Raw genomic sequence first — 10,718 nt, forward strand, 5'->3', positions numbered from 1 at the left:
CTCCTATGCGGGGACGTTGACGCTGTCGTGCTCGCTCCAGTGCGCGACGACCTCGTCGCCTGGGCGCGGCGGCTCATTCGGCCGTACGGCGGTGCGGGCGACCAGGCGCTGCCCGCCGGGCCGTTCGACCTCGATGCGCAGCCCGCCGCCCACGTAGATCACCTCGCGGACCACGGCCCGCAGGCCGGGGCCGTCCGGCGGGCCGATCCGCAGGTGCTGCGGGCGCACGAGCAGCAGGCCGCCGTCCTCGTCCAGCAGGTTGGACTCGCCCAGGAACTCGGCCACGTACCGGGAGGCGGGTCTCTCGTACAGCTCCTGCGGCGTGCCGACCTGCACGATCCGGCCCTCGCGCAGCAGCGCGACCCGGTCGGACATGGTCAGCGCCTCCTCCTGGTCGTGGGTGACGAAGACGAAGGTGATGCCGAGCTCGCGGTGCAGCCGTTTGATCTCCAGCTGGAGCTGCTCGCGCAGGCGCTTGTCCAGCGCGCCGAGCGGCTCGTCCATGAGCAGCACCCGGGGCCGGAAGACGATCGCGCGGGCCAGCGCCACCCGCTGCTGCTGGCCGCCGGACAGCTGGGAGGGGCGCCGCTCGCCGAGCGCGCCCAGTTCGACCACCTCCAGCGCGTCGCGCACCCGGCGGCGCAGCTCCGCGCCCCTGACCTTGCGCCGGCGCAGCGGGAAGGCGACGTTCTCGAAGACGTTCATGTGCGGGAACAGCGCGTAGTGCTGGAAGACCATGCCGAGCTCGCGCCGGTGCGGCGGCACGCCGGTGATGTCGGCGCCGTCCACGAGCACGCTGCCCGAGGTCGGCTCGGTGAACCCGGCGACCACGTTGAGCAGCGTCGACTTGCCCGACCCGCTACTGCCCAGCAACGTCATGAACTCGCCCGCCGCCACGTGCAGCGACACCTCGTCCAGCGCGAGCGAGCCCGGGTAGCGCTTGGTCACGGCCCGCACGTCCACGGCGCCTGTCATGACTTCCTCCGTCTCAAGAGCCCGGCGGTGGCGAACACGGCCAGCGTCACCAGCAGCAACATGGTCGAGACCGCCGCCACCGTCGGGTCGATCTGCACGCGCACGCCCGACCACATCTGCACCGGCAGCGTCGTCAGGTCGGGCCCCGACAGGAACACACCGGTCACCACCTCGTCGAAGGAGGTGACGAAGGCGAAGACCGCGCCGCCGGCCAGCCCCGGCGCGATGAGCGGCAGCGTCACCCTGGCGAAGGTGCTGACCGGACCCGTGCCCAGGCTCATCGCCGCCTGCTCCAGCCGCCGGTCGAAGGAGACCAGCGACGAGGACACCGTGATCACCACGTACGGCACCGCCAGCGCCGTGTGCACGAGCACGAAACCGAGCGTGGTCTGGGTCAGCCCCAGCTCCAGGAAGGTCGCGTACACCGCCAGCCCGACGATCACGTACGGCACCAGCACCGGCGCCATCACCAGCCCGGAGACCAGCGCCCGCAGCCGGTAACGGCCCCGGACCATGCCGAGCGCGGCAGCCGTACCCAGGACCAGGGAGAGCAACGTCACCAGGACGGCCACGCGCAGGCTCGCCAGCGCGCTGTCCAGCCAGACCGGGTCGGTGAAGAAGTTCTCGTACCAGCGTCCCGACCACTCCTTGGGCGGGAACTCCAGGAAGGAGCTGGCCGAGAACGAGGTCGGGATCACGATGAAGACCGGCAGCACCAGGTAGACGGCGGTGAGCGCGGCCAGCACCCACAGCGCGGCCCGGCCGGGCCTCACGAGCCGCTGCCGATCATCTTGCGCAGGTCGACGAGCCGCGAGGCGACCAGCAGCAGCGTGCCGGTCACCAGCAGCAGGATGACGGCCAGCGCGGAGGCGAACCCCCAGCGCAGCACGCCGGAAAGCTGCTGCACGATCAGCTCGCCGATCATCACGTCCTTGGGCCCGCCGAGCAGCGCGGGCGTGACGTAGAAGCCGAGCGTCGAGACGAACACCAGCAGCAGCGCGGCGGCCACGCCCGGCAGCGCGAGCGGCGCGTACACCCGCCAGAACGCGAAGACCGGCGTGGCGCCGAGCCCTTCGGCGGCCCGCAGCAGGCGGCGGTCGATGCCGCGCATCGTCGCGTACATCGGCAGCACCGCGAACGGCAGCATCACCTGGACCATGCCGATCGTGATGCCGGCGAGGTTGCGCAGTAGCGGCACCGGCTCGCCGGGGATGAGCGCGTTGACCACGCCGGTGTCGCGCAGCAGCAGCACCCACGCGAACGTGCGCACCAGCAGGCTGGTCCAGAACGGCACCAGCACCGCCGCCATCAGCACGCCCCGCCAGAACGGCCGCGCCACCGTCATCAGGTACGCGTACGGGAAGCCGAGCAGCAACGTCACCAGCGTAACCAGCCCGGCGGTGACGAAGGTGTTGCCCAGCACGTCCAGGTAGACCGGCGAGCCGAAGAACGCGGCGTAGTTGCCGAGGCCGGGCTCAGGATCGGTGAGGCTGCGCGCCAGCACCGAGGCGAGCGGATAGACGAAGACGATCAGCAGGAACGCCGCCAGCGGCAGGACCAGCGCCCCCCACCCGTCCCCGAGCCTGCGCGTCACCTGGCCATCCACTCGTTGAACCGCTCGGTGACCTTGTCGTAATTGGCGGCCCAGTAGGTGTAGTCGATGATCGCCGCCCGCTTCTTCTCGTTCGCCGGGTCGGTCGGCAGCTCCTTGCGCACCTCGGGATCGACCAGCGGCAGCGCCTTGTCGTTGACCGGCGCGTACGCGGACTGGTTGGCGTACTGGGCCTGGCCCTTGGTGTCGGCCAGGAAGTGGTTGAGCCACTCCATCGCCAGGTCGGCGCGCGGGTATCCGGCGGGGATGACGAGCTGGTCGTAGGACAGGAAGTGCTCGTTCCACTCGTTGGCGACCGGCTGGCCGTCCTTGGCGGCGGCGAAGATCCGGCCGTTCCACGCCTGGATGAGCGGGGTCTCGCCGCTGGAGATGAGCTGTTGCTGCTGCTCGCCGGTCTCGTAGAAGACGATGTCCTTCTTGATGGTGTCGAGCTTGCGGAAGGCGCGGTCGATGTCGAGCGGGTAGAGCTTGTCCTTCGGGACGCCGTCGGCCAGGAGCGCGGCCTCGAAGACGGCGCCGGTGGCGTACTTCCAGAAGCCGCGCTTGCCGGGGAACTTCGCGGTGTCGAAGAACTCGGCCCAGGTCTTCGGGTGGTTGGCGGCGGTGAAGGTCTTGGTGTTGTAGGCGATGGTGAAGGCGTACTCCAGCACGGGGGCGGCGCAGTCGCCGACCAACTCCGGCTTGACCATCGAGGTGTCGACCTTGGCCTTGTCGAGCTTGACCGCCCAGCCGTTCTGGCAGGCGGTGACCGCGAAGTTGGGCTCGACCTCGACCGCGCCCCAGCTGACCTTCTTCGACTCCACCTGCGCGCGGAACTTCGCGTAGTCGGTGGGGGAGTCCTGCTTGACCGTGACGCCCTTGCTCTTGGCCCACGGCTCGATCCACGCGGCGACGGACTTCTTCTGGTCGTCGCCTCCCCACATGACGACCGTGAGCTCCTTGGCGGACGCGCCGCCCGCACCGCCACCGCACGCGGTGAGCGCCAGCAGGCCGGCCACCGCGGCCACCATAGTCCGACGCGACATGCCGCCTCCATAATTGACTGGCGAGCCAGTTATTAATGGAGCACTGTGGCGCACGTCACCCGGGATGTCAACGGGTCAGGACTCCAGATCGCGCAGGAACGCGTCGCAGACCTCGCTCATGCGCGCCACCGTCATGCTCCGCGAGCCCACCAGAACCTGGATCGCCAGGCCGTCGATCATGCCGATGAGCTGGTTGGCCAGCTCGACCGCGTCACCCGCGCGCAGCATCCCCTGGGCCTGGCCGTCCCGGATCACCGCGGCCACGATGCGCCGCCACTCGCCGTAGACCCGCTCGTTGAGATCCTGGAGCTCCGGCTCGCGCAGCGCCTCGCTCCAGAGCTCCATCCAGACCCGCCACGCCTGCACGGTCTCCGGACTGTCGGGCAGATACGAGCGTACGAACGCCCGGAGCCGCGCCTTCGGATCCTCGCCGCTGTCGAAGATCGGGCGGCGGCGTTCGATCGAGCGGGTGAAGTTGTCGTCGAAGGCGGCGTGCACCACCTCGCGCTTGTTGGCGAAGTAGTAGTGCACGGTGCCGTTGCTCGTGCCGGCCCGTTCGGCCACGTCGGAGACGCGCAGCGCCCTCAGGCCCACCTCGGCGAGGACCTCGCAGGTGGCCCGCAGGATCTGGGCGCGGCGCTCGGCCTCGACGCTGGGACGTGGCATGGGCATCTCCTGGGGACGTTACGGCGATCACCCGCACCTTAGCCGTTGGGGTGCCTCCGCAAAGATAACTGGCCTACCAACCAGTTATTCCCACGCTGTCGTCACCCCAAGGCCTGCCACACCATACGCAACCCCGGCTCCCGCCAACCCGGCCCAGATCCCGAGCAGGCCACGGAGCCCCGCCCCGCGCCCCGCGCTTCGCGCCCCGTGCCCCGCGTCTCGCGCCTCGTGCCTCGCGTTTCGCGTTTCGCGCTACGCGCCTCCGGCCTCGCGTGAGCCGGGTGGTCGGGGGCGCCGCGTGTGTGGGCATGGTGACGTTCGGGTGCCGGGCTGTGGTGCCCGAGGCTGGCGGGCCGGGTCAGGGCCGGGTCAGGGGCGGGGGATGGCGACGGCGTTGTACGGCGTGTCGGGGGCCGGCGGGGTGGTGAAGCGGGCGTTGGGCAGATACAGGCGGGACCCGAAGGCGGCCACCGTCGTCGGCACGTCGAACAGGGCGCTGGTCACCCGCCGGACCACACGGCCCTCGGTCCCCGCCGCGTTCAGCCGCAGGACGGCCACGGTGTTGATGCGGTTCTGCACCGCGTACAGGGTCCGGCCGCGCAGCAGCAGGCCGTCGCCCTGCGGCAGCGACTCGCCGTGCAGGTCGATCCGGGAGGTGGCGCCGGAGCCGTCCACGCGGAACAGGCCGCCGGTGTTCGACTGCACGACGATCAGGCCCCGGCCGTCGGGGGTCGCGGCGATGCCGTTGGCGTTGATGCCGGTGCCGTACACCAGATCTCCCGTGAGCGGGACCCGCACCACGTCGGCGGGCAGTCGTCCGCCGCGCAGGGGCAGCTTGTAGAGCACGGGGTTGGCGGAGTCGGTGAACCACGCGGCGTCGCGGGTGAGGATGACGTCGTTGACGAACCCGGCGCCGGTGGCCAGCCGGTAGGAGGCCAGGACCCGGCCGGTGCGGGTGTCGATGACGCGGGCGTCCCCGGCCGTGCCGCCCGCCACGAACAGGCGTCCGCGCCCGTCGATCTTCATCCCGACGGACGGGGTGCCGGGACCCTCGCTGATGATCGCGCCGCGCCCGGTACGCAGGTCGGCCCGGTAGATGGAACCGTTCGCCAGCGAGCCGAAGTAGGCGAGCGGGCCGGAGCCGATGGCGATGCCCTCGGGCCGGAAGCCGTTGGGCAGTGGGATCGACTCGGGTAACTCCCGGTCGGTGGCCGCTCCGGCGGGGCCGCCGGTGGCGCCGGCCAGGACGAGCGTGGTGACAATCGCGCAAAGGAGCCTGATGGTTGGCAGCATCTGATGCCCTCTTTCCAATCGTCTCGGGACCCACGCTAGATCGCCGGGCGCCGTGCGCAAGTGCCGGGAGGTGGTGAGGAACGCATCCTCGGCGGGTGAAGGCCTTCAACGTCTTCCTCTCCAGTGGACCGGCGCCGGTGGCGAATCCCCCGTCACGGTGACGACCAGCGGGCGTTGCGCGTCGTCGGCGACCTGGTTCGTGATGCCGGCGGGGTCCCAGCCGTGCTGGGCCCGCTGGATCGCGCCCGCCAGCTCAAGGAGGTCGCGGGTTTCGTCATCGGGCCGGCCGTCGCCGGCACCGACCCCGGCTCCGCCATCCCACGCCTCCCCACCTCGACCGCGTGAGGGCGGTCGCCACCATCCCGGACGCAAGCCGTTCACCAGACACGAAAGTTCTTTCGCCATGTGTGGATTTGTACGCGGATGTCGCCCCCGATCCTTCCTAAGTTTTGCGTTGCCGGACAACACCGGCACCACCACTGATGGGAGTCAGGAATCATGCGTAAGCTTCTCGCCACCACCGCCATCGCCGGTTCCATCGCCGCCGGTCTGGCCATCGCGCCCGCCGCCAACGCGCAGAGCGCCACCACCGCCGCACAGAGCCAGTCGGGCATCGTGGTCTGGAAGAAGCTGTTCTCCAGCGACGGCAAGGCCTACACCCGCGGCGTCGTCCAGAAGACCGGCCCCGGCGCGTGGCGGATCAGCTGGAAGGGCTTCGACAAGGTCGGCGGCAAGAAGGGCTACGCCTGGTTCCGCTACCAGAAGAACGGCCAGTGGAAGAGCCGCGTCACCGCGTGGGACGGCGTCACCGGCACCCGCCAGTTCGAGCTGCGCGGCATCAAGAAGCTGTTCACCTACACCTGCTGGGCGGGCAAGTTCGACAACTGCGGCAAGAAGCTCTGGCTCGTCAAGTAAGTCAATCCACGCCACCGCCACGGCCGCGACCGGGCGGCAGGCGTGCGCGTCCCGCATCGGGACGTGCCTCGACCAGTTCCATCCGAAGATCCCGGAACGCTCCCGAGCGACGTGCCCCTTTTGATATCGCGATCTCTTCTCTAGCGTCGGCATATCCGCTGGCACATCACCCGGAAGGGATCACCGATGTCGCACCCCCCAACCGCCGAGGCGGCCTTACCCCCCGACACCGGCCTGGCCCGCGAGGACTACGCCCTTGAGCGCGTCCCCGCGTCGGCCCGCTACGGCTGGATGACCATCGCCGTCCAGCGCTTCGGCCTGCTCAGCGCACTGTCGCAGTTCCTGCTGGGCGCCACCCTCGGTCTCGGCATGACGTTCTGGCAGGCCGTGCTCGCCGTCACCCTGGGCGCCGCCATCCTGGAACTGGTCGCGATCGCGCTCGGCATCGCCGGCATGCGCGAGGGCCTGTCGACCAGCCTGCTGGCGCGCTGGGCCGGTTTCGGCCGGTACGGCTCCGGCCTGGTCGGCCTGGTCATCGCCACCGCGCTGCTCGGCTGGTTCGGCGTCCAGACCGCCGTGCTGGCCAGGGGCGTTTCCGGCCTGCTCGGCGGCTCACCGGCCTGGATCTGGGCGATCGCCGGCGGCCTGGCCATCACCGCGATCGTCGTGCACGGCTTCGCCGGCATGGCCTGGACCGCGTGGATCACCGTCCCGGCGTTCCTGGCGCTGGCCGGCTGGGCCATCGCGGTCGAACTGGCCCAGCGCCCGCTCGGCGAGCTCATCGCCTCCAGCCCGGCGGGCCCGGCGATGAGCCTGGCCCAGGGCGCGACCCTGGTCGCGGGCGGGTTCATCGTCGGCGCGGTCATCTCGCCGGACATGTGCCGCTTCAACCGCAACGCCGCCGACGTCGTCAAGCAGACCGTCCTCGGCATCTCCCTGGGCGAGTACGTGCTCGCGCTCGTCGGCGTCCTGCTGGCCCACGCGCTGCGTACCGGCGACGTCGTCACCATCGTCACCACCACCTCCGGCACGGTCGGCGTGCTCGTGCTGATCACCGCGACGGCGAAGGTCAACGACTGGAACCTGTACGCCGCCAGCCTGGGCGTCACCAACACCCTCTACACCGCGTTCGGCCTCAAGGCCGGGCGGGCCGCGGTCACCGTCGGGCTCGGCGTGGTCGGCACCGCGCTGGCCGCCCTCGGCATGGCCGATCACCTGGTCGGCTTCCTCATCCTGCTCGGCGTGGCGATCCCGCCGATCGCCGGGATCATGGTGGCCGAGTACTACGTCGTCCGCACGTGGCGGGCCGTCCTGGACACCTCCCGCGAGCAGGGCGCCCTGCCCGCGCGCTCGCCCGGCTGGGCGCCGGCGGCGCTGGCCGTCTGGGTGGCCGCCGCGCTCATCGGCCACTACGTCACCTGGGGCATCCCGGCGCTCAACGCGCTGCTGGCCGCCTTCGTCCTGTACGCCCTGGCCGGCAAGGCAGGGCTGACCGGCTCCAACCGGGCATCCGCCGCATGAGCGCGGCGCCGTACCCCGGCCTTCCCACAGACAGGAGCACCGCACCGTGCGCATAGGCATCGACGTGGGCGGCACCCACACCGACGCCGTCCTCCTCGACCCGGCCATGAACGTCGTGGCCACGATCAAGACGGCGACGACCGCCGACGTGACCCGCGGCGTCGTCACGGCGCTGACCGACCTGCTGGACAGCCACAACCTCGACCGTGGCCAGGTCACCGCCGTCATGATCGGCACCACCCACTTCACCAACGCGCTCGTCACCCGCCGCCGCCTGGCCCGCACCGGCGTCGTACGGCTCGCGCTGCCCGCGACCGCCGCGCTGCCGCCCACCTCCGACTGGCCGGCCGAGCTGATCGCGGCCATCCGTCCGAGCGTGCACATGTGTCACGGCGGGCACGAGGTCGACGGCCGTCCCATCTCGCCGTTGAAGCCCGACGAGCTCAAGCGGGCCGCCGCAGACCTGGCCGCCCGCGACATCACCACGGTGGCGATCAGCTCGGTCTTCTCGCCCGTCACCGCCGAGGCGGAACTGACCGCCGCCGACATCCTGCGCGCCGAACTGCCGCACCTGCGGGTGAGCCTGTCCCACCAGATCGGCCGCATCCGGCTGCTCGAACGGGAGTCGGCCACGATCGTCAACGCCTGCCTGCTCGACCTGGCCGACGAGATCGTCGACGCCTTCACCGGCGCGCTCACCGCCGTCGGGGTGCGCGCCCCGCTGTTCCTGTCGCAGAACGACGGCACCCTCATGGACGCCGAGTACACGCGCAGATACCCCGTCAGAACCTTCGCCAGCGGCCCCACCAACAGCATGCGCGGCGCCGCCTTCCTGGCCGACGTCACCGACGCCGCCGTGGTCGACATCGGCGGTACCACCGCCGACGTCGGCGTGCTGACCGGCGGCTACCCGCGCCAGGCCAGCACCGATGTGGACATCGCGGGCGTACGCACCAACTTCCGCATGCCCGACGTCATCTCCGTCGGCCTGGGCGGCGGCAGCCGCGTCACCCTCGATCCCGGCCTGCGGATCGGCCCCGACTCGGTCGGCTACCGGCTCACCGAGCAGGCCCTGGTCTTCGGCGGCGACACCCTCACCGCCACCGACCTGGCCGTCGCCGCCGGCCTGGCCGAGCTCGGAGACCCGGCGCTCGTCAGCCGCCTGGACCGGGATCTGGTCCGGCGCGGAGTGGCGTGGATGGCCGATCGGGTGGCGGGTCTCGTCGACCGGATGCGCCTGAGCGCCGAGCCGCTGCCCGTCGTCATCGTCGGCGGCGGCAGCATCCTCATGCCGCCCGGCCTGCCCGGCGTCCCGGAGGTACGCATCCCCGAGCACCACGGCGTCGCCAACGCCATCGGCGCCGCCATCGGCCAGATCGGCGGCGAGGTCGACCGCCTGTTCCTCACCGGCCCCCAGCTCACCCGCGCCGACGTCCTCGGCCAGGCGCGTGCCGAGGCGATCGACCTGGCCGTCTCGGCGGGTGCCGCACCCGCGAGCGTCCAGGTCGTGCACGTGGACGAGATCCACGTCAACTACCTGCCCGGCAACGCCGTGCGCGTCATCGTCCGCGCCGTCGGCGACCTCGACCTCGGCCGCACCCCGAAGGAGGCGCCCCAGTGGGCTACGACCTGACCCCGCAGGGTTTGCACGACCTGGCGGAAGGGGCCGCCGTCCTGGGCACCGGCGGCGGTGGAGACCCCTACATCGGGCGCCTGCTGGTGGAGAAGGAGATGGCGGCGGGCCGTACCGTGCACATCATCGGCGCCGACGAGCTGCCCGACGGCGCGCTCGTGCTGCCGTCGTCGATGATGGGCGCTCCGACGGTGTTCGTGGAAAAGCTCCCGTCCGGCGACGGCAACGCGGCCGCGTTCCGCGCCCTGGAAAGGCATCTCGGGCGTACGGCTCACGCCGTCATGCCGACCGAGTGCGGCGGCCTGAACAGCATGATCCCGCTCATGCTCGCCGCCCAGCTCGGCCTGCCCGTGGTCGACGCCGACGGCATGGGACGGGCCTTCCCCGAGCTCCAGATGCAGACCTTCGGCGTGCTGGGCGTGTCCGGCTCGCCCATGGCCATCGCCTCCGACCACGGCGACACCGCCATCATCACCGCCGGTGACAACAAGCGCATGGAACAGCTCGCCCGCGCGCTGACCATCCAGATGGGCGGCGCCTCCTACATCAGCGACTACCCGATGGACACGGCCGAGGTCCGGCGTACCTCCGTCCACGGCACGCTGACGCTCTGCCGCCGCATCGGCGAGACGTTGCGCGAGGCCCGCGCCACCCACGCCGACCCCTTCGACGCCCTCACCAAAATGCTCGCCGGCACGATCTACAGCCTCGGCACGGTCCTGTTCCACGGCAAGGTCGTCGACGTCGAACGCCGCACCGTGGACGGCTTCGCCCGCGGCACGGCCAGGCTGGAGGCGACCGGCGACCCCGGCGACGTCCTGGAGATCACCTTCCAGAACGAGCACCTCGTCGCCCGCCGCAACGGCACGATGGTCGCCATCGTCCCCGACCTCATCTGCACGCTCAACACCGAGTCGGGCGCGCCCATCCCCACCGAGTCCCTCGCCTACGGCCAGCGCCTGACCGTCTACGGCATCTCCACCCCGCCGATCATGCGCAGCCCGGAAGCCCTGGCCTGCTTCGGCCCCGCGGGCTTCGGCCTGCCCGACCCGTACGTCCTGCTGGAAGATCTGTGACC

Annotated in this window: 11 protein-coding genes; 5 read left to right on the top strand and 6 right to left on the bottom strand. The window is 71.1% G+C overall.

Annotated elements, in window-relative coordinates; all coding sequences use genetic code 11:
• Positions 1 to 3: 3 nt before the first annotated feature.
• From ACFWYW_RS41550 to ACFWYW_RS41575, 6 genes are all read right to left on the bottom strand, one after another.
• Positions 4 to 975, bottom strand: a complete 972-nt coding sequence (locus tag ACFWYW_RS41550) for an ABC transporter ATP-binding protein (protein WP_379612699.1) — start codon at positions 973 to 975, stop codon at positions 4 to 6.
• Positions 972 to 1,748: an ABC transporter permease gene (locus ACFWYW_RS41555; RefSeq protein ID WP_379612698.1), complete on the bottom strand. Its 777-nt coding sequence runs from the start codon at positions 1,746 to 1,748 to the stop codon at positions 972 to 974. The genes ACFWYW_RS41550 and ACFWYW_RS41555 overlap by 4 nt, the downstream gene beginning before the upstream one ends.
• Positions 1,745 to 2,569 (bottom strand): ABC transporter permease, encoded by an 825-nt coding sequence (locus ACFWYW_RS41560; RefSeq protein ID WP_379612697.1) that lies wholly within the window; start codon positions 2,567 to 2,569, stop codon positions 1,745 to 1,747. Before ACFWYW_RS41560 ends, ACFWYW_RS41555 begins: the two co-directional genes overlap by 4 nt.
• Complete coding sequence (locus ACFWYW_RS41565) at positions 2,566 to 3,612, bottom strand: ABC transporter substrate-binding protein (RefSeq protein ID WP_379612696.1); 1,047 nt, start codon at positions 3,610 to 3,612, stop codon at positions 2,566 to 2,568. Before ACFWYW_RS41565 ends, ACFWYW_RS41560 begins: the two co-directional genes overlap by 4 nt.
• 75 nt (positions 3,613 to 3,687) lie before the next feature.
• On the bottom strand, positions 3,688 to 4,278 hold the full coding sequence (locus ACFWYW_RS41570; RefSeq protein ID WP_379612695.1) for a TetR/AcrR family transcriptional regulator: 591 nt from the start codon (positions 4,276 to 4,278) through the stop codon (positions 3,688 to 3,690).
• A gap of 369 nt (positions 4,279 to 4,647) precedes the next feature.
• The gene (locus ACFWYW_RS41575) at positions 4,648 to 5,571 is read right to left on the bottom strand and encodes an SMP-30/gluconolactonase/LRE family protein (RefSeq protein ID WP_379612694.1); all 924 of its coding nucleotides are present in this window, start codon (positions 5,569 to 5,571) and stop codon (positions 4,648 to 4,650) included.
• A 222-nt stretch (positions 5,572 to 5,793) separates the two neighbouring features.
• Between ACFWYW_RS41575 and ACFWYW_RS41580 the strand changes: the two genes are divergently transcribed.
• The 5 genes from ACFWYW_RS41580 (at position 5,794) to ACFWYW_RS41600 (ending at position 10,716) form a co-directional block, all read left to right on the top strand.
• Positions 5,794 to 5,916 (top strand): hypothetical protein, encoded by a 123-nt coding sequence (locus tag ACFWYW_RS41580; RefSeq protein WP_379612693.1) that lies wholly within the window; start codon positions 5,794 to 5,796, stop codon positions 5,914 to 5,916.
• A 153-nt stretch (positions 5,917 to 6,069) separates the two neighbouring features.
• Positions 6,070 to 6,486, top strand: coding sequence for a hypothetical protein (locus ACFWYW_RS41585; RefSeq protein ID WP_379612692.1), 417 nt, complete (start codon positions 6,070 to 6,072; stop codon positions 6,484 to 6,486).
• 186 nt (positions 6,487 to 6,672) lie between these two features.
• Positions 6,673 to 8,007, top strand: coding sequence for a purine-cytosine permease family protein (locus ACFWYW_RS41590; RefSeq protein ID WP_379612691.1), 1,335 nt, complete (start codon positions 6,673 to 6,675; stop codon positions 8,005 to 8,007).
• Positions 8,008 to 8,053: 46 nt separating this feature from the next.
• Positions 8,054 to 9,640, top strand: a complete 1,587-nt coding sequence (locus ACFWYW_RS41595; RefSeq protein ID WP_379612690.1) for a hydantoinase/oxoprolinase N-terminal domain-containing protein — start codon at positions 8,054 to 8,056, stop codon at positions 9,638 to 9,640.
• On the top strand, positions 9,625 to 10,716 hold the full coding sequence (locus ACFWYW_RS41600) for a DUF917 domain-containing protein (protein WP_379612689.1): 1,092 nt from the start codon (positions 9,625 to 9,627) through the stop codon (positions 10,714 to 10,716). Before ACFWYW_RS41595 ends, ACFWYW_RS41600 begins: the two co-directional genes overlap by 16 nt.
• Positions 10,717 to 10,718 lie beyond the last annotated feature (2 nt).

This window comes from Nonomuraea sp. NPDC059023 (assembly GCF_042740095.1).
Lineage (GTDB): Bacteria > Actinomycetota > Actinomycetes > Streptosporangiales > Streptosporangiaceae > Nonomuraea.

Excerpts from the sequence above, each read along its gene's own strand:
- ACFWYW_RS41565 (WP_379612696.1), bottom strand. The coding sequence starts at position 3,612 with ATGTCGCGTCGGACTATGGTGGCCGCGGTGGCCGGCCTGCTGGCGCTC.
- ACFWYW_RS41570 (WP_379612695.1), bottom strand. The coding sequence starts at position 4,278 with ATGCCACGTCCCAGCGTCGAGGCCGAGCGCCGCGCCCAGATCCTGCGG.
- ACFWYW_RS41575 (WP_379612694.1), bottom strand. The coding sequence starts at position 5,571 with ATGCTGCCAACCATCAGGCTCCTTTGCGCGATTGTCACCACGCTCGTC.
- ACFWYW_RS41590 (WP_379612691.1), top strand. The coding sequence starts at position 6,673 with ATGTCGCACCCCCCAACCGCCGAGGCGGCCTTACCCCCCGACACCGGC.
- ACFWYW_RS41585 (WP_379612692.1), top strand. The coding sequence starts at position 6,070 with ATGCGTAAGCTTCTCGCCACCACCGCCATCGCCGGTTCCATCGCCGCC.
- ACFWYW_RS41550 (WP_379612699.1), bottom strand. The coding sequence starts at position 975 with ATGACAGGCGCCGTGGACGTGCGGGCCGTGACCAAGCGCTACCCGGGC.